Here is a 17297-nt window from a genome sequence, read left to right as displayed (position 1 = left end):
GTGGATGCCCATAAAGCGCGCTAAACCGCCTAAACCTCGGAAGTGAGGTCGGCCGTCGCGTTGACGCGCTGGCTGCGCTCCCGCGGGCCCACGGCCTCGCCCGCGGGCAGGAACCGGCCCGCCGCGAAATCCCGGCCGTAGCCCTGCGCGAACTCCCCGTCGGACCACACCACCCGGCCGCCGATGATCGTGGCGGCCACCGCGGCGTCGTTGCGGTTGACCATCCGGCGGATTCCACCGAACTCGGGCATGGTCTCCTCGTGGTAATCGAGGGAGGTGCCGTCCAGCCCGGACGGGTCGATCACCACAACGTCTGCGCGCCGGCCGACCTCCAGGCGACCGGCGTCGAGGCGATAGAAGTCGGCGAGTTCGCCGGTGAGTTTGAACACGGCCTCCTCGGTGGTGAGGAACGGCGTGCCGCCCAGCCGGGCCTGGTGCACGCGCTCGAGCAGGCGCACGCCGAAGTTGTAGAAAGCCATGTTGCGCAGGTGCGCCCCGCGTCGGAGAAGCCGATGGTGATGCCCGGGGTCCGCGCCAACCGGTTGGCGACCTTCTCCCGCGCGTTGGCGATGGTGGTGGTCCACCGCAGGTCGGCGCCGTGCTCCACGACGAGGTCGAGGTAGGCGTCCGCCGGGTGGAGCTTCCGGGCGCGGGCGACGTCGCCGACGGTCTGGCCGACCAGCGCCTCGTCGGGGCAGGCCACGATGAGCGCGTCGTCGAAGTCGCGGTGCCACACCCGCGGGCTGAAGCGCTTCTCGAAGTCGCGGCGGAACCAGCGCCGGTAGCTCTCCTGCTCGAGCAGGTCGGTGCGGGCCATCTCGTCGACGAGGTGCAGTGCCTCGCGTCCGGAGCCGAACTCCTCGAAGACCACCAGGTCGATCCCGTCGGCCCACACCTTGAAGGTGGTGGGCAGGTGCTGCCACACGAACCTGCCCCTTCCGAGGGTGTTGGCCACCCATGCCAGTGGACGGAAGATGCGGTTGACCCACGGCTCGGCGAGGGTGTCCGCGGCGGCGAGGAGTGAGACCCGCAGCGGCTTGCGGAAGAGTCCCGTGCTGGTGGCCACGTAGAAGGCCACGTCGACCTTGGTGTTGAGGTTCGGTACGCCCTGCAGGACCCGGTCGCGCCGGCGGAGGATCCGGCTGAGGCGCCGGAACTCCTTCCACGAGGCGTGTGTGGAGGGCAGGGTCCGCGAGCGGTAGCGGTCGCCGTCCATCTTGTCCCACGGGTTGGTCATGGTGGAGACCCCGAGGAAACCCTGGTCGAGGGCCTCGTCCACCCGCCGTTCGATCTCGCGCAACTCCTCCCGACCGGGGGAGTGCTCCGGATCGGTCGCCCGGCCCAGGCCCATCACGGAGGCGCGGACGTCGGAGTGGCCGAGGAAGCTCGCCACGTTGGGCCCCAGCGGCAGGGCCTCGACCGCGCGCCGCCATGCCGCCGGGTCGGACCAGGACTTCGTGCGCTCGAGTGCCTCGAGGACGGCGTCCCGGGGCAGGGCCTCGACTCGGCTGAACAGGTCGGCCACGTCGACGGTGTCCGAGTAGACCCCGGACAGGGAGCAGTTGCCCACGAGCACGGTGGTCACCCCGTGCCGCACCGACTCGCCGAGCCCGGGGGAGACCAGCAGTTCGACGTCGTAGTGGGTGTGGGTGTCGACGAATCCGGGCATCACCCATCTGCCGCCGGCCTCGATGACGCGGGTGCGGGGCGAGATCGGGAGCGGGGTGGGGCTCACCGCCGCGACGACGCCGGATCGGATCCCGACGTCGGACCGGACGCCCGGCGCGCCGGTTCCGTCGTAGACGGTCCCGCCGCGGATCACGGTGTCGAAGTCGGCGCCGCCCGGGCTGGCGTGATCAGTGGTGTCCACGAGGCACTCCCCAGTCTGTGATGTGAAACACATACTCCACCAGGCTACCCGGACACTGGTCCAAGTCCAGACCTCGTGGCGATTTCTCCTGCGCCGCACGGCCGCCGTCCGCCGGTGAGCCCGTCTCCTTGCGTGGTCACATCCGCTCACGTTCCGCGAGGTGACCTTCCGGTTCAGGCGCGATTCGCGACCACTCGCCGGAGGGCGCCGTGAGGCACCGGCGGGAGGGCGCCGCAGGGCTCGCCGAGGGCGCCGTGGGGCACCCGCGGGAGGGCGCCGCCTCGAGGTGTCGGCCGGTCGCCACGCGAGTGGGACGCCCGCGGGCCGGGAGTAGCGTTGTCGCGCATGACCACACGCACGGAGCGCCTCGACGGCCTGCCGTTCACCCGCAAGCACCGCAGGCTGTTGCTCGGATCCGGGGTCGGCTGGGCGCTGGACGCCATGGACGTCGGCCTCATCTCCTTCGTCATGGCCGCGCTGGCAGTGCACTGGGCGCTCACCCCCACCGAGCTGTCCTGGATCGGCTCCATCGGGTTCGTCGGAATGGCGATCGGCGCCGCGCTGGGGGGTCTGCTCGCCGACAGGATCGGTCGCCGCCAGGTCTTCGCCGCGACGCTGCTGGTCTACGGGCTGGCCACGGGCGCGGCGGCACTGTCGACCGGCATCGCCGTGCTCATCGTCCTGCGCTTCATCGTGGGACTGGGGCTGGGTGCCGAATTGCCGGTGGCGTCGACGCTGGTCAGCGAGTTCGCGCCCCGCCGGATCCGCGGCCGGGTGGTGGTGATCCTCGAGGGGTTCTGGGCCGTCGGCTGGATCATGGCGGCGCTCATCGGGTACTTCGTGGTCCCGACCGGTGACGACGGGTGGCGCTGGGCGCTGGCCATCGGGCTGGTCCCCGCCGCCTACGCGCTGGTGATCCGGTTCGGGCTACCCGAGTCGGTGCGGTTCCTGGAGTCGAAGGGTCGGGTCGACGAGGCCGAGCGGATCGTCCGCGAGTACGAGGCCTCGGCCGGGGTCGAACCGCCCGCCGCCGAGACCACCGGGACCACGCCGCTGCCGGACCGGGCGGCGCCTGATCGGGTCGCCCCGGTCGGAGAGTCCCCCCGCGAGGAGGCCGCCCGCGAGTCGATCTGGTCGCCGCGGCTGCGCAGACGGACCGGCGCGTTGTGGATCGTGTGGTTCGGGATCAACTTCTCCTACTACGGCGCGTTCATCTGGCTGCCCAGCCTGCTGGTCTCACAGGGCTTCGATCTGGTCAGGTCGTTCGGCTACACCCTCATCATCACGCTTGCCCAGCTACCGGGGTACGCGGTGGCGGCGTGGCTCATCGAGGTGTGGGGCCGCCGCGTCACCCTCGCGGTGTTCCTGTCCGGTTCGGCGGTCGCCGCGGGCCTGTTCGGCCTCGCGGGGACGCCGGCCACGATCATCGCCGCGGGCATGGCGCTGTCGTTCTTCAACCTCGGCGCGTGGGGCGCGCTGTACGCGATCGGCCCCGAGCTGTACCCCACCAGGACCCGCGGGTCCGGCACCGGTGCGGCGGCGGCGTTCGGGCGGATCGCCTCGATCATCGCGCCGCTGCTCGTCCCGGTCATGCTGGGCGCCGGCGGTACCGCGATGGTCTTCGGGGTGTTCGCGGCGGCCTTCGTCGTGGCGGCGCTCGCCGCCTTCACCCTCCCGGAACGCAAGGGCGTCGCGCTCGAGGAGACCTGACGACTCCCGCTCCCGTCGCCGAGCTCGCGGATGCGGCGCCGCGCCGCAGATGTGACGATGACGCGGTGACCCCTCGCGTGATCGGTGCGCTCGTCTCCGTTCTCGGCCTGCTCGTCGTGCTGGGCGGGATCCTGCTGGGCAGCATCGGGGTCGCCACGGGCGGGTGGATCCAACGCGTGGACTGCGGCACCTACTTCAGCCCCGACTACCGCGAGGCCCGGGACAAGGACAACGCCCTCACCTCGTTGAGCTGGACGGACCTGCTCCGGGGTGAGCGCCCGCAGCCGAGTTCGGAGGCGCAGGAGGCCTGTGACACCGCCCTCGCCCAACGCAGGGTCCCCGTGCTGGCCTCGTTGGGCGTGGGGGCGACGATCGTGGCGGTCGGACTCGGTCTGGGAGTGCTCCCCGCGGCGGCCGCGGCGCTCGGTAGGAGAGAGGGTGACGGCGGTCCGGGCACCGGGCACGGGCCGGGCACCCCCGCCGGGTAGGGCCGTGGACGGCCGGGACCCGCCCGGAGGGGTCAGTCCCGCGTCTCGCGCCCGTCGCCGAGCTCGCGGATCCGCTCGGTGGCCGCGCGGAGGCGCTCCTTGCGGGCCTCGTCGTCGGATTCCTTGAGCTCCTCGTAGAGCTCCTCGTCCGAGTCGGTGAACTGCAGGATGGCGCGCGGGACCCCCAGGGTCAGGACCAGCGACGGCCAGACGATCCACGCGTAGTCCCAGCCCACCACGAACTGCAGGACGAGGAACGCCACGAGCGTCGCCCCCAGCACCAACCCGTCGAGCGTCTCCACCGTCCTGCCGCGCTTGCGGAGATCCTGGAGTTCGCGATCCGGGTCCGATGCCGCCGGTGACGACGACGAGGTGCGCACCAGCTCGCCACCCGTCGCCGTGGCCGACTGGACGATCATGCCGTCAACGCTGGTCAGGGGCACGCCGCCCGGCAGATCGCTGAACGACCCGCGGAGCTGACCCAGGGTGCGCGCGGCCGCGATGTCACCGGAGCGGGAGTGGAACTCCGGATCGTCGAGGCGGCCCGCGGCATAGTGGTCACCCAGCGCGGTCAGGGCGTGCAGACGCTCGGCGTCGGAGAGCAACAGATCATCGGGATCGGTCATGTGCCCAGGCTAGGAGGGCACCCCGCCGACCGCCATGGGTGATCGCACCCATCCGCTGTCGAATCCGGGACCGTGTCACATCCGGGGACGCTGGTGCGTCGATGGGGTATGAGTACACACCGGAACGACCACGGACAGCGCACACAGGTCAGTGCGGGCGCGATGGCACCCATGCTGGCGCTCGAGGCCTACACCCGGGCCCGGGTCTCCCGCTCCGACAGTCACCTCATCAGGCTCCGGGTCTCGGCGGTGAACGAGTGCCGGTTCTGCACCGCCATGCACCGACGCGACGCCCGCAAGGACGGCTGGGACGACGCCCGGATCGTCGCCGCCGAGGACTGGCCCGCCCACGCCGGTGAGCTGTCCGAGGGGGACCTCGCGGTCCTGGGGTTCGCGGACGCGATCACGCACATCCGCGGCGAGGAATCGGTCTCGGACGAGCTCTGGGACGACGTGGTCCGGCACCGGGGCGAGGCGGGCACTGGACAGCTCCTCATGGAGGTCGTCACCATCAACGCATGGAACCGGATCGCAGTGGCCACCCGGAAGGACCCGGGGTCGCTCAAGGGCGTGCGCCGGGAGGACATCGATCCCGTTCGCCCGAGGTGACGGCGGCCGGTGCGCTCGCCGGACTCGACCGGGCCGCGGTGGACCGGGTCCGGGGGCGCCTCCTCGGCGTCGGGTACCGCATCACCGGGACGTGGGCCGACGCCGAGGACGCCGCCGACGAGGCCCTGGCCCGCCTGGTCAGGCTCGAGGAGGGATCGGCGCCCGACAACCCCGAGGCGCGGCTCACCACCGTCACCACGCGGTTGTGCCTGGACCGGCTGCGGCGACGCAGGCGGGAGGACTACGTGGGGGCGTGGCTCCCCGAGCCCGTCGACACCGCCCTGCTGCCCTCCGAGCTGGCCGAGCAGCGCGACGACCTGCGGATCGCCGTCCTGTTGGCCTACGAGCAACTGGGTCCCGACGAGCGCGCGGCCTTCGTCCTGCGCGAGGCCTACGCCCTGCCCTACTCCGAGATCGCCGAGGCGCTCGACGCGGCCGTGCCCACGGTTCGTCAGTGGGTGAGCCGGGCGAGGCACCGGTTGGACACCGACCTTCGTCCGCCGGAGCGTGCGCCGGAGTCGGTGATCTCGCGGCTGGTCGAGGCCGTCCTGGCAGGCGACCTCCAGCAGACGATCGACGTGCTCACCGCGGACGCCCGGGTGGTCTCGGACAGCGACGGGAAGGTCAACGCCGCCCGCAGGGACATCGTGGGGGCCCGCAAGTGTGCGTACTTCCTCATCAAGGCGGCGGAACTGTCGGACGGCATGATCGCGCCGGTCGAGGTCAACGGGGAGTTCGCGTTGGCGGTGGTCTCCCGCGGGGTCGTGCGGGTGGCCCAGCTGGGTGTGGTCGACGGCCGCGTCACGCGTGTCTACTTCCACTCGAACCCGGCCAAACTCACGAGGCTCGCGCTGCCGGAGGGGTTCGAACCGACCGCATGAGACTGCAGTACGCGGCAGCCCGGTCGGTGGCCACCCGGTCGGTGGCTACCCGGTCGGTGGCTACTCGGGCACCCACATGGCCATCTCGTTCCCGCCGGGCTCCCGGAAGTGGAACCGCCGGCCGCCGGGGAAGGAGAACGGCTCGAGGGTCACCACGCCACCGGCGCTCTCGACCCGTCCGCGCGCCTCGTCCAGGTCGGCCACCCGGATCACCATTAGTGGAGCCGGAGACTGCTCGTCGTCGTCGCCCTGGATCCCCACCTCGATCCCGCCGCCGGTGAGGTCGGTGTACGACGTCCCGTACACGGTGGGGGTCCAGCCACACACGGTCGAGAGGAAGTCGGCGGTCGCCGGCATCGACGAGCTGGGGAACTCGACCATCGTGATCTGGTCCGGGGTGCTGTCTTGCATGCGCCCGACGGTACGGGCACCCCGCGAGTGGTGGCGCGGTTCGGCGCCGGTTCAGCCGCGGGCCCGGGTCCAGCGGGAGAGCAGGTCGACGGCGGCGGCGCGTGGATCAGGCGCCCCCATCACCGCCGACACCACGCACACGCCGTCCAGGGCGGTGCCGGCGAGGAGGCCGACGTTCGCCGCGGTGATCCCGCCGATGCCCACCGCCGGGACGCCACGTCGGTGGGCCGCGCGGGCGATCCGGTCGGCTCCCGCCGGACCGAGCGCCGCGGCGGTGTCGGTCTTGGTGGCGGTGGACCAGACCGGGCTCACCCCGATCACGTCCGGCGCGGGACCGGGGCCGGCCAGTGCGACGTCGAGCTGCTCATCGGACTCGATCGACAGGCCCAGCATCAGATGCCCCGGGAGTGCGGCCCGGGCCCGACCGAACGGCACGTCCCGTTGCCCCACGTGCAGGTGCAGCCCGAGCTCCCGCGCCACGTCCAGACGGTCGTTGACGAACACCGGCACGTCGCGGCCCACCCGGGCCCCGGCACGTCGGGCGGCGTCGGCGACGGCGGCCGCTCGGGCGGCGAACTCGTCGTCGTCGCACTCCTTGTCCCGGACCTGGACGACCCCCACCCCGCCGAGCACGGCCTCGTGGACGATCCGCGGCACCGCGTCCGGTCCACCGCCGAGGTGCGGATCAGTGACTAGATACAGCCTCCAGTCGACCGGGGACGTCACGGCGTGGCGTCGAGGAGCGTGACCGAGTCCGCGATCTCCCCGGGCGTGAGCGTGTAGAGCGCGTCCAGCCACGCCACCGCGAACAGGCCCGGACCGGCGGCGACGCGACCCGCGGCCGTCCCCGCTGCACCGACGTGCGCGTGGGCGGCCACCACCGCGTCGTGGTCGGGGAGGCCGGCGGCCCGGGCCGCGCCCAGGTAGGCGGCCGTCAGCGCCCCGAGCGCACAGCCGGTGCCGATCACCTTCTGCAACAGCGGGTGCCCCGAGGTGATCCAGGTGGCGACCGTCAACCCGCCGGAATTGGTGACGACCACGTCCTGCGCACCCGTCACCGCGACCACGCCCCCGGTGCGCTCGGCGAGCATCAGCGCGGACGGCAGCGCGGCCGCGACGTCGTGTGTCGAGTCCACGCCCCGGCCACCCGCGCCGGTACCGGCCAGCGCGACGATCTCCGAGGCGTTGGCACGGATCGCCGCGGGGACGTGGTCGAGCCAGCCGGTGGCGAGCCCGGTGCGCAGCGTCAGACCGCCCACCGCCACCGGATCGAGGACCCACGGCGTGCCGTGCTCCCGCGCCGAGCCGATCGCGGCGTGCATGCCCTCGACCTGCTCGGCTGTCGGGTTGCCCACGTTGACCAGCACTCCGGAGGCGACCGCGGCGAAGTCGGCGGCCTCCTCGGGGTGGTCGACCATCGCGGGAGCCGCACCGGCCGCCAGAAGAACGTCGGCCGTGATCTGGCGGACCACCGAGTTGGTCAGGCAGTGCACGAGCGGTTCGGACCTGCGCATCTCCGAGACCAGGTGCACGATGTCGACGGAACTGGAACTGGAACCGGAGCCGGGTGCGGACATACCCCCAGTGTGCCGCCCCCGGCCGGACACGGGACGGAATAGGTCCCGCGGGGCGTGGGTTGGACCGGTCATGACCCCCTCCCCGATGCCCCTGTCCGTGATCGATTTCGCCTCCGTCCGCCCCGGTCAGTCCGTCGGGGAGGCGCTGCAGGACTCGGTGGCGTTGGCGCGCAGGGCCGAGGAGCTGGACTACGAGAGGGTCTGGTACTCCGAGCACCACAACATGGGGTCCATCGCCTCCTCGGCGCCGGCGGTGCTCATGGCGCACATCGCCTCCCAGACCGAGCGGATCCGCCTGGGCTCCGGTGGGGTGATGCTGCCCAACCACTCGCCGCTCGTGATCGCCGAGCAGTTCGGCACGCTCGCCGAGCTGCACCCGGACAGGATCGATCTGGGGCTGGGGCGCGCGCCCGGCACCGACCAGCAGACGTTCCGCGCCCTGCGTCGCGAGCCGTCGGCCGCCGAGCGCTTTCCCGACGACGTGCGCGAACTGCAGGCCTTCCTGGGGGACTCCCCGTCGGACCTCGCCCGCACCCGCGGGATCATCGCAACCCCGGGCCGGGGCACCAGGGTTCCCCTCTACATCCTCGGATCCTCGTTGTTCGGCGCCCAGCTCGCCGCGAAGTTCGGCCTGCCGTACGCGTTCGCCTCGCACTTCGCGCCCGATGCGCTCGAGCAGGCCTCGGCGGTCTACCGCGACCGGTTCGAGCCCAGCGACCAGCTGGCCGAGCCGTACATGATCGCCGCGGTCAACGTGGTGGCCGACGACGACACCGGGCGCGCGGCCCGCGAACTGCACTGGTACCGCCGCCAGCGCGTCAAGCTCATGGCCGGTCGCGGGCGCCACTTCTCGGACGAGGAGCTGGACATGGTGATGGAGTCGGCCGCCGGTCGCCAGATCCTGCACATGATCACCTACACCGCCGTGGGGGACGGCCCCGAGGTGCGCGACTACCTGCGCGACTTCGCCGGACGCGCGGGCGCGGACGAGCTGATGATCGCCCCCGTGGGGTCGACCCGCGAGCGGGTCCACGGCACGTTGGACGTGCTGCGCCGGGCCTGGAACGACTGAGATGTCGGCGGCCGAGTGCCGTTGGTCACGTATTCCCAGCGCGTGCCTACTCCCGGGTAGCCGTGGGTGCCAGTCAGGCCTAGAGTTGATCCATGGCCATTTCTGATGTAGGCGAGTACGCGCACCTCTCTCCCGAGCAGATCGACGAGCTGGGGCGGGAACTCGACGCGATCAGGGCCGACGTCATCGCCTCTCGCGGGGAGCGGGACTACCGCTACATCCACAGCGTGATCCGGCTGCAGCGGGGGATCGAACTGGGAGCCCGTGCCGTCCTGTATCTCGGCGCCCGCAACCGCACGGCCTGGGCGCTCGGCACGGGAGCCCTGGCCGTCGCCAAGATCCTCGAGAACATGGAGATCGGTCACAACGTCCTGCACGGACAGTGGGACTGGATGAACGATCCGGAGATCCACTCCACCACGTGGGAGTGGGACCTGGTCGGCAGCTCCGCCGACTGGAAGCACACCCACAACTACCTCCATCACAAGTTCACGAACATCGTCGGGCTGGACGACGACGTGGGGTTCGGCGTCCTGCGGGTCACGCGTGACGTGCCGTGGGAGCCCCGGTACTCCGCCAACCTCCTGATCAACACCGTGTTGATGCTGGGGTTCGAATGGGGGATCGGGCTGCAGCACGTCCGGTTCCAGGACGCGTTCCCGGGTTCCGGTGCCACGCCCGCCGACCGCCGTACCGCCAAGGCGTTCCTGCGGAAGGCGGGCAAGCAGGTCCTCAAGGACTACGTCCTGTTCCCCGTGCTCGCGGGGCCGTCCGGCCGGCAGGCGCTCACGGCGACCGTCACCGCGAACATCATCCGCAACATCTGGACCAACGCGGTGATCTTCTGCGGCCACTTCCCGGACGGGGCGGAGAAGTTCACCCCCAAGGACGTGAAGAACGAGACGCAGGCCGAGTGGTACCTGCGCCAGATGCTCGGCAGCGCCAACCTCGACGGCGGCCCCGTCATGAACCTCATGTCGGGCAACCTGTCGTTCCAGATCGAGCACCACATGTTCCCCGACCTGCCGTCCAACCGGTACTCGGAGATCTCGCTGCGGGTCCGGGACCTGTGCGAGCGGTACGACCTGCCGTACGTGAGCGGGCCGCTGTGGAAGCAGTACCTGCAGTCGTGGCGCACCATCGCCCGGCTCTCCCTGCCCGACAAGTACCTGCACCGGACCGCCGACGACGCGGCGGAGACCCGCAGCGAGAAGATGTTCGACCGGATGCCGCAGATGCCGGGCCTGGCGACGGCCCTGGCCGCGTTCCGGAACAAGGGGCGCCCCCAACTGGTCCGCTGACCGCTTTGGCAGACTGTCCGGCATGTCGCTGAAGAGCATGCTGGAGTCCGCCTCGCGCGGCGGGAGCGTCGAGATCACGGACGGTTGGACGCAGGGCCGCGCGATCTACGGAGGCCTGACCGGGGCCCTGCTCCTCGCGTCGATCAAGGGTCGCCTGAAGGACGCGGCCGGGTCGGCGTCGGGGTCTTTACATCCGTTGAGGTCGTTCACCGTCTCGTTCGTCGGTCCCGCCACGCCGGGCCCGGTCGAGGTCCACGCCGAGATCCTGCGGGTCGGGAAGAACGTGACGCAGGCCCAGGCCACGCTGCGGCAGGACGGAGCGATCGTCGCCACGGCGCTCGCGGCGTTCGGGAAGCACCGCGAGTCGACCATCGTCGTGCCCCCGAGGCATCCCATGCCGGAGTTGCCCGAGCCCGGGACCATCGAGCCGTTCCCCTACATCGAGAAGATGACCCCGGAGTTCTACCGGTTCCTCGCGTTGAGGCAGGTCGGCGGCGCCCTACCGTTCAGCGGAGCCGAGACCGGAGACCTCTCGGGCTGGGCGCAGCTGCGCGAGGCCCCGGAGGAGTTCCACGAGGAGCATCTGCTGGTGCTCGCGGACGCGTGGCCGCCCGCGACCATCCAGATGCTGTCCGGGTTCGCACCCGCCAGCAGCCTGACCTGGACGCTGGAGCTGGTGGCGGAGATCGGCCCCGACACGATCCCGCCGGAGGCGCTGTTCGCCTACGAGGCGACCACCGATGCCTCCCGCGACGGGTACGCGCACACCCACGCCATGATGTGGCGACCGGACGGGGCCCTGACGGCGATCAGCCGCCAGACCATCACCGTGTTCGGGTGACGGCCGGCGGCTGATCGGTCGGCGGCGGGACTCAGCCGGCGGCGCGGCTGGCCCTGCGTCGATCGCCGCCACGCGGCTGGCCCGCGCTCTGGGCGATCGTGTGGGTGGCGGCCGAACGCTGGCCACCGGCACCCTGGCGTGCCGAACCCTGGCCCCCGGACCCCTGACGGGGGGAACCGTGGCCACCGGAACCCTGGGCGCCGGCGCTCTGGGGACGACGGGGACGACGACGGGTGCCGTCCGCACCGGACTCCTGCCCGCGGCCTCCGCGCTCCCCGCCGTCGCGGCCCTGACCCTGGCGGTTCTGACCCTGCCCGCCCTGGGCGCGGCCTTGACGCTGCCGGTTCTGGCTCTGGCGGGTCTGGCCCTGGCTCGGGCGGCCCGCGGGGGCCTCGGCCCCGGGGACGTGGGCGGGGGGCTCGGGGGCGTCGGCCAGCGCGGTGGCGGCGTTGGCGCCCACCGGGAGCACGATCTCGCCCGCCGTCACGCCGGCCGAGCGCAGCAGCGAGCGCACCTCACGGACCTGGTCGGAGGTGGCCACGGTGACCACGGTGCCGACGGCACCCGCGCGTGCGGTCCGGCCCGAGCGGTGCACGTACGCCTTGTGCTCGGCGGGCGGATCGGCGTGGACGACCAGCCCCACGTCGTCGACGTGGATGCCGCGCGCGGCGATGTCGGTGGCCACGAGCACGCTCGCCTGGCCGGAGGAGAACGCGTCGAGGTTGCGCACGCGTGCGTTCTGCGACAGGTTGCCGTGCAGATCCACGCTGGTCACGCCGCGCCCGGAGAGCTGCTTGGCCAGGCGCTTGGCGCCGTGCTTGGTGCGGGTGAACATGACGGTCCGCTCGTTCACGCCGGCGAGGTCCGCCAGTGCGCGGACGCGGTCGTCCGGGTCCACGTGGAAGACGTGGTGTGCGGTCGCGCCGGGGGTGGCGGAGCCGTCGTCGACCTCGTGCACGACCGGGTTGTCGAGGAACTTGCGGACCAGCTTGTCCACACCCTGGTCCAGCGTCGCGGAGAACAGCAGGCGCTGGGCACCCTGAGGCGTGGCCGCCAGGATCCGGGTGACTCCCGGGAGGAAGCCGAGGTCGGCCATGTGGTCGGCCTCGTCGAGGACGCTCACCTCGATCGAGTCCATGCGGCAGTGCTTCTGGCCCATGAGGTCCTCGAGCCGGCCCGGGCAGGCCACCACGATGTCGACGCCCTGGTCGAGCGCGCTGACCTGGCGACCCTGTGAGACGCCGCCGAAGATCACGGTGGTCTTGAGGCCCATCGCGCGGGCCAGCGGCGCGAGGGTCTCGTCGATCTGACGGGCGAGCTCGCGGGTGGGGGCCAGGATGAGCCCGCGGGGGGAGTTGCGCTTACGTCGGCCGCCGGCGGGCGCGGAGGCGGCCAGGCGGGTGACCAGCGGGAGGCAGAACGCGTAGGTCTTGCCGGAGCCGGTGCGGCCGCGGCCCAGGACGTCGCGTCCGGACATCGCGTCGGGCAGCGTCGCCGACTGGATGGGGGTGGGGGTGACGATGTCGACGCCCGTGAGGACGTCGAGCAGGGATGAAGGAACGCCGAGATCGGCGAAGGAACGTGACAAGGGAGGAATCTCCGTACATAGATGGGGCGTCTTGCCCGGCGCGCTCCTGGGTTACCGCGTCGCTCGGAAGCGACGCGCCCGGTGCGCGACCACGGGAGGTCGACATCCGATTCGGCCCGAGGCAAGAGTGGTGCGGGCCGACTCGCCCACCCTACGCCCCACCGGGCCCCGGACCACGGTTCCCGCCCCGAGTGTGACGAGGTCCTCACTTCGGGGCCCGCAGATGGCACGATGTGACCGTGCGACTCGACCTGTCCCTGCTGCGCCGCCCGGAACTGGGCTCGGTGCTGCTCGGACGGGGGACGGAGTCAGCGCGACTGCGCACCATGAGGGTCCGGGTGCTGCTCGTCCTGACGCTACTCGGTTCCAACCTCGTCGGCGTGGCCGTCGCCGCCGTGCTGATCCTCTTCGTCCTTCCGGGTCCCACCCTTCCCTCCGGGGAGTTCATGGTCCCCACGGCGGTCGTCGTCCCGGTGTATGTGGCGCTGGCGACGATCGTGGGGACGATCTGGGTGCGTGGAGCGGTCCACCGGCGTGTCGGGTGGTTCCTCGACGGCCGCGAACCCACGGACCGCGAGCGGGTGTGGACCCTCCGGTTGCCCGGCCGGATGACGCTGATCCAGGCGTTCCTGTGGCTGTTGGGCGCGGCCGTGGTCACGCCCGCCTTCGGGGTGATCGACCCCGAGGCGATCCCGTCGGTCGGGTTCACGATCGTCTTCTCCGGAATGGTCGTCTGCGGTGTGGCGTTCCTCTTCGCGGACTTCGGACTGCGTCCCGTCGCCGCGGTCGCCCTGGCCGGAGGTCCGGTTCCCCGCGGCCGGTTCCTGGGTGCGATGACGCGGCTCCGCGTGGCCTGGGCGGTCGGCAGCGGGGTGCCGATCGCGGGACTAATCATCGTGGCGATCTACACGTTGGCGGGCCGGGCCCTGTCGCTGGAACGCCTCGCCGTCATCGTGATCGTGCTCGGCGCCACCTCGCTCCTCGCCGGATTCCTGCTCGTCTCGCTGGGCACGGGGTCGGTCCTCGGCCCGCTACGCAGTCTCCGCTGGGCCATGGAGGACGTCACGGACGGTACGCTCTCCCGGCGGGTGGTGGTCTACGACGGCACGGAACTCGGCGAGCTCCAGCGCGGGTTCAACCGGATGGCGGCCGGGCTCCAGGAACGCGAACGGCTCCGGGATCTGTTCGGCCGCCACGTGGGTCGCGACGTCGCGGAGGCGGCCGAGGAGCGGGACCCCGAACTGGGCGGCAGCGCCTCCCAGGTCGGCGTCGTCTTCGTCGACATCATCGGGTCCACGGAGATGGCGGTGCGGTCCGAGGCCTCGGAGGTGGTGGACGTCCTCAACCGGTTCTTCCGGGTGGTCGTGGAGACGGTCGAGGAGTACGACGGCGTCGTGGACAGCTTCCTCGGCGACGCCGCGCTCGTGGTGTTCGGTGCGCCGCGGGCGATGGACGACCCGGCGTCCGCCGCACTGGCCTGCGCCCGGGTGCTCGGCGAGCGGCTGCCGGCCCGGGTGCCGGGATGCCGGGCCGGGATCGGGGCCTCCTACGGGGGCGTCGTCGCAGGCTACGTCGGCGCCGACGACCGCTTCGAGTACACGGTCATCGGCGACGCGGTCAACGAGGCGTCCCGGCTGTGCGAGCTGGCCAAGAACCAGTCCGGTCTCGTCCTGGCCTCCGGCACCGCGGTCGCGCAGGCGGGCGACGCCGAGGCCGCTCGGTGGAACCGGGTCGGATCAGAGGTGGTCCGGGGTCGGTCGGATGCCACGGAGCTGTGCGTGCCCGTCACCGCCGGGCGCGACGACCACCCGGCGGACCACGGCGGTGGCGCTACCTCAGCGTGACGTCCGTGCCGATGAGCGCGACCTCGAGGCCGTCGGGGACCACGCGGGCGCCGTGGATCGACACCCCCCCGGGCAGTGCGGCGACCGTCGAGTCGACGGTGCCGGTGATGCCGGAGAACAACCCGTCGGGCAGGGGGATGCCGATCAGCTCGGTCTGCTCAGGGGTCAGGGTGAGTCGGCCGTCGGAGACCCCCGGGGCCACACCGATCTCGGCGATGCCACCGATGTCCGCGCGCAGCAGGCCGGCCTGCGCGTCGGGACGGACCGACCGGACCTCCGTCAGCCCCGCGACCGGGGAGTCGCCGGCCGGGTTGCCCTCCGCCGCGGCGGCGGCGAGCTGGTCGCCACTGAGGATGGCGGTCCCGTCCGCCGACGCGGCCAGGATCGCGCCGTCGACCATCGTGACCGAGTAGCCGGTCACGTCGATCCGGGGCACCCTTGCGTCACCGGGGGAGGTCATCCGGACCGTGTCGATGGCCCGGGTGGTGGCCAGATCCCAGAGGATCGGTGTGGGTCCGAATCCCACCGACACCGGGGCTCCGAGCCGCGCCGACGCCTCGCGTTCCGCCCGGTCCGCCAGGTACCACCGGGCGCCGAACTCCGCGGCCACGGCCAGCCCCAGCACCAGGAGCAGCAGCACGAGCAGGGAGCAGCCGCAGCCGCCTCGCCGGCGGTCGCGCCGTCCTCGTCGGTCGATCGGGTCTCGTCGTCGCATCCACGTATCGTGCCGGACCGTCGGGCCGGGGGCCACCGGCGGTCCGGTTGCGGGCCTGGGGGGTCCGGCCCCACGATCAGGCTATGACCGAGACCCAGGACGCACGCACTGACACCAGAACCGTCGTATTCCTCGTGGCCGGCGAGGGGATCGAACGGGTCGAGCTGACCGAGCCGTGGGGGGCCGTGACCGAAGCCGGTCACACGGCGCTCCTGGTCAGCACATCCGACGGCGAGGTCGACCTGGTCGACCACCTCACCCCGGCCGGCACCCAGGCGGTCGACCGGACGAGCGCCGACGTGACCGCCGCCGACGTTGACGTCCTGGTCCTGCCGGGCGGCGTCGCCAACCCGGACGCTCTGCGCCAGGACCAGCACGCTCTGACCCTCGTCCGCGAGATGGTCGAGGCGGGTAAGCCCGTCCTGGCCATCTGTCACGCGCCATGGGTCCTGATCGAGGCCGACGTCGTCCGCGGGCGCCGCGTCACCTCCTACCCGAGCCTGCGCACGGACCTGGTCAACGCCGGAGCCGAGTGGGTGGACGAGGAGCTGGTCAGCTCGGACGGCGTGTTCACCAGCCGCAACCCGGACGACCTCCCCGCCTTCTGCGACGCACTACTCGGCGCGATCCGCGGAGCGGAATAAGCCGACGGACCGAGGGAGGGTTTCGATGATCGGCGTCTACGTCCACCACCGGGGGCGCGGTCATCTCCACCGGGCCATTCCGGTGATGGGCGCCCTGCGGGAACGGGGACTGGACGTCACGATGCTCATCTCGGGCCAGTTCGACGACGCGCTCCTCCCCCCGGGAACCCGCGTCGTCCACCTCCCGTCCGGCATCGATGACGAGGAGGACGCCGAGGAGCTCACCCTCTCCGCGCGCCGCGCCGCCGTCGCGTGGATGGACCACGCACGACCCCGCGCCTTCTGGGTCGATTCGTCTCCCGCCATGTCGCTGGCCGCGCGGATGACCGGCATCCCGATGGTCAGCACGCTGCCGCCCGGGGTGAGGGAGGACGAGCCCCACCTGCTGCGGGTTCGTGCTGCGGAGCGGTTGATCGGGGCGTGGCCACCGGGAGCGCATCAGGCGACCCTGCGGCGGACGGAGAACCCCGTCGCGGAGATCGGCGGAGTGTCCCGCTTCGAGCGGCGCGTCCGCGAGACACGGCATCGTCGTCGTCCCCGTGTCGTCCATCTCAACGGCTCCGGCTCCGGCGGCGACCACCGCTTCTGGAGGGCGGTCCGATCGACGGCGCGCGAGCTCGGAGTGGCCGACTGGCTCGAGGTGGGCGGCCCGGACGGCGAATGGCACGCGGACCCCTGGCCGGAACTGTGTTCGGCCGACGTGGTGGTCACCGGAGGGGGCCAGTCGTCTGTTGCCGATGCCGCCTGCGCTGACGTGCCGCTCGTGGTGGTCCCGGGCCGGCGGCCGTACGGGGAGCAGGACGCCACCGCGGGGGCGTTGGACTCGATCCCGGCGGTGAGCGTGTTGCGCTACGGGGACGGGCCGACCGCCGTCGGGCACGCCGTCCGCCGACAACTGGAGAGGGCACGGGACGGGGAGACCGGAGGTATCCGCGCGTGGTGGGGCGTCGACGGTGCGGCGGCCCGCGCCGCCGAGGTGATCCGCGGGGCGACGACGGCCCGGTTCGGCAGCTGACGAGGCCCACTTCCGCCACTCGTCTCAGCAGATGAAGAGTCGGCCCCGGAGAATTGCCGAACTTTAACCTCTGGCCACAGGCTCCGAAAAGCGCAGCCCCCGTCG

The 17297-nt window shown here is 72.0% G+C and carries 16 protein-coding genes and 1 pseudogene; 10 read left to right on the top strand and 7 right to left on the bottom strand.

The window, feature by feature from the left end:
- Positions 1–29 precede the first annotated feature (29 nt).
- A pseudogene (locus ABD250_RS11290) lies at positions 30–1903 on the bottom strand (N-acyl-D-amino-acid deacylase family protein).
- A gap of 312 nt (positions 1904–2215) precedes the next feature.
- On the opposite strand from ABD250_RS11290, the gene ABD250_RS11285 reads away from it, so the two are divergent.
- Both ABD250_RS11285 and ABD250_RS11280 read left to right on the top strand, forming a co-directional pair.
- Positions 2216–3580 (top strand): MFS transporter, encoded by a 1365-nt coding sequence (locus ABD250_RS11285; protein ID WP_344392311.1) that lies wholly within the window; start codon positions 2216–2218, stop codon positions 3578–3580.
- 65 nt (positions 3581–3645) lie between these two features.
- Complete coding sequence (locus ABD250_RS11280) at positions 3646–4068, top strand: hypothetical protein (RefSeq protein WP_344392309.1); 423 nt, start codon at positions 3646–3648, stop codon at positions 4066–4068.
- A gap of 32 nt (positions 4069–4100) precedes the next feature.
- Here the strand turns inward: ABD250_RS11280 and ABD250_RS11275 are convergent, their stop codons facing one another.
- Positions 4101–4694, bottom strand: a complete 594-nt coding sequence (locus ABD250_RS11275; protein WP_182659120.1) for a DUF1707 SHOCT-like domain-containing protein — start codon at positions 4692–4694, stop codon at positions 4101–4103.
- A 162-nt stretch (positions 4695–4856) separates the two neighbouring features.
- Here ABD250_RS11275 and ABD250_RS11270 point away from each other — a divergent pair, with 162 nt between their 5' ends.
- Entirely contained in the window at positions 4857–5303 is a 447-nt protein-coding gene (locus tag ABD250_RS11270; RefSeq protein WP_182617765.1) for a carboxymuconolactone decarboxylase family protein, read from the top strand.
- The gene (locus ABD250_RS11265) at positions 5300–6184 is read left to right on the top strand and encodes a sigma-70 family RNA polymerase sigma factor (protein ID WP_182659121.1); all 885 of its coding nucleotides are present in this window, start codon (positions 5300–5302) and stop codon (positions 6182–6184) included. Before ABD250_RS11270 ends, ABD250_RS11265 begins: the two co-directional genes overlap by 4 nt.
- Before the next feature lie 60 nt (positions 6185–6244).
- Here ABD250_RS11265 and ABD250_RS11260 read toward each other — a convergent pair whose 3' ends face one another.
- From ABD250_RS11260 to thiM, 3 genes are read right to left on the bottom strand one after another with little or no spacing between them, the layout of a single operon-like run.
- Positions 6245–6595, bottom strand: a complete 351-nt coding sequence (locus tag ABD250_RS11260) for a VOC family protein (protein ID WP_182659122.1) — start codon at positions 6593–6595, stop codon at positions 6245–6247.
- Positions 6596–6646: 51 nt separating this feature from the next.
- On the bottom strand, positions 6647–7321 hold the full coding sequence (gene thiE / locus ABD250_RS11255) for a thiamine phosphate synthase (protein ID WP_344392304.1): 675 nt from the start codon (positions 7319–7321) through the stop codon (positions 6647–6649).
- Positions 7318–8172: a hydroxyethylthiazole kinase gene (gene thiM, locus ABD250_RS11250; RefSeq protein ID WP_344392301.1), complete on the bottom strand. Its 855-nt coding sequence runs from the start codon at positions 8170–8172 to the stop codon at positions 7318–7320. Before thiM ends, thiE begins: the two co-directional genes overlap by 4 nt.
- Before the next feature lie 70 nt (positions 8173–8242).
- Between thiM and ABD250_RS11245 the strand changes: the two genes are divergently transcribed.
- From ABD250_RS11245 to ABD250_RS11235, 3 genes are all read left to right on the top strand, one after another.
- Positions 8243–9244 carry an LLM class flavin-dependent oxidoreductase gene (locus ABD250_RS11245; RefSeq protein WP_182658791.1) on the top strand — a complete coding sequence of 334 codons (1002 nt, stop codon included), beginning with the start codon at positions 8243–8245 and terminating at the stop codon, positions 9242–9244.
- A gap of 92 nt (positions 9245–9336) precedes the next feature.
- On the top strand, positions 9337–10545 hold the full coding sequence (locus ABD250_RS11240; protein WP_182641392.1) for a fatty acid desaturase family protein: 1209 nt from the start codon (positions 9337–9339) through the stop codon (positions 10543–10545).
- A gap of 22 nt (positions 10546–10567) precedes the next feature.
- Entirely contained in the window at positions 10568–11386 is an 819-nt protein-coding gene (locus ABD250_RS11235) for a thioesterase family protein (protein WP_182658792.1), read from the top strand.
- Between the two features lie 31 nt (positions 11387–11417).
- Here ABD250_RS11235 and ABD250_RS11230 read toward each other — a convergent pair whose 3' ends face one another.
- Positions 11418–12974, bottom strand: coding sequence for a DEAD/DEAH box helicase (locus ABD250_RS11230; RefSeq protein ID WP_344392298.1), 1557 nt, complete (start codon positions 12972–12974; stop codon positions 11418–11420).
- A 239-nt stretch (positions 12975–13213) separates the two neighbouring features.
- Between ABD250_RS11230 and ABD250_RS11225 the strand changes: the two genes are divergently transcribed.
- On the top strand, positions 13214–14818 hold the full coding sequence (locus ABD250_RS11225) for an adenylate/guanylate cyclase domain-containing protein (RefSeq protein WP_344392296.1): 1605 nt from the start codon (positions 13214–13216) through the stop codon (positions 14816–14818).
- On the opposite strand, the gene ABD250_RS11220 is transcribed toward ABD250_RS11225, so the two are convergent.
- Positions 14805–15533, bottom strand: coding sequence for an LmeA family phospholipid-binding protein (locus ABD250_RS11220; RefSeq protein ID WP_344392294.1), 729 nt, complete (start codon positions 15531–15533; stop codon positions 14805–14807). The genes ABD250_RS11225 and ABD250_RS11220 overlap by 14 nt on opposite strands.
- Before the next feature lie 83 nt (positions 15534–15616).
- On the opposite strand from ABD250_RS11220, the gene ABD250_RS11215 reads away from it, so the two are divergent.
- Together ABD250_RS11215 and ABD250_RS11210 are read left to right on the top strand one after the other, a co-directional pair.
- The gene (locus ABD250_RS11215; protein ID WP_182611093.1) at positions 15617–16177 is read left to right on the top strand and encodes a type 1 glutamine amidotransferase domain-containing protein; all 561 of its coding nucleotides are present in this window, start codon (positions 15617–15619) and stop codon (positions 16175–16177) included.
- Positions 16178–16202: 25 nt separating this feature from the next.
- Positions 16203–17192 (top strand): hypothetical protein, encoded by a 990-nt coding sequence (locus tag ABD250_RS11210; RefSeq protein ID WP_182652735.1) that lies wholly within the window; start codon positions 16203–16205, stop codon positions 17190–17192.
- Positions 17193–17297: the final 105 nt, after the last annotated feature.

The sequence above is a fragment of the Dietzia cercidiphylli genome (assembly GCF_039531545.1).
Classification (GTDB): Bacteria; Actinomycetota; Actinomycetes; order Mycobacteriales; family Mycobacteriaceae; genus Dietzia; species Dietzia natronolimnaea.
Note: the sequence above shows the minus strand (reverse complement) of the source record. Positions and strands in the feature narration are given on the sequence as shown.

Excerpts from the sequence above, each read along its gene's own strand:
- ABD250_RS11215 (WP_182611093.1), top strand. The coding sequence starts at position 15,617 with ATGACCGAGACCCAGGACGCACGCACTGACACCAGAACCGTCGTATTC.
- ABD250_RS11285 (WP_344392311.1), top strand. The coding sequence starts at position 2,216 with ATGACCACACGCACGGAGCGCCTCGACGGCCTGCCGTTCACCCGCAAG.
- ABD250_RS11260 (WP_182659122.1), bottom strand. The coding sequence starts at position 6,595 with ATGCAAGACAGCACCCCGGACCAGATCACGATGGTCGAGTTCCCCAGC.
- ABD250_RS11210 (WP_182652735.1), top strand. The coding sequence starts at position 16,203 with ATGATCGGCGTCTACGTCCACCACCGGGGGCGCGGTCATCTCCACCGG.
- ABD250_RS11240 (WP_182641392.1), top strand. The coding sequence starts at position 9,337 with ATGGCCATTTCTGATGTAGGCGAGTACGCGCACCTCTCTCCCGAGCAG.
- ABD250_RS11275 (WP_182659120.1), bottom strand. The coding sequence starts at position 4,694 with ATGACCGATCCCGATGATCTGTTGCTCTCCGACGCCGAGCGTCTGCAC.
- ABD250_RS11270 (WP_182617765.1), top strand. The coding sequence starts at position 4,857 with ATGGCACCCATGCTGGCGCTCGAGGCCTACACCCGGGCCCGGGTCTCC.
- thiM (WP_344392301.1), bottom strand. The coding sequence starts at position 8,172 with ATGTCCGCACCCGGCTCCGGTTCCAGTTCCAGTTCCGTCGACATCGTG.
- ABD250_RS11235 (WP_182658792.1), top strand. The coding sequence starts at position 10,568 with ATGTCGCTGAAGAGCATGCTGGAGTCCGCCTCGCGCGGCGGGAGCGTC.
- ABD250_RS11245 (WP_182658791.1), top strand. The coding sequence starts at position 8,243 with ATGACCCCCTCCCCGATGCCCCTGTCCGTGATCGATTTCGCCTCCGTC.
- ABD250_RS11220 (WP_344392294.1), bottom strand. The coding sequence starts at position 15,533 with ATGCGACGACGAGACCCGATCGACCGACGAGGACGGCGCGACCGCCGG.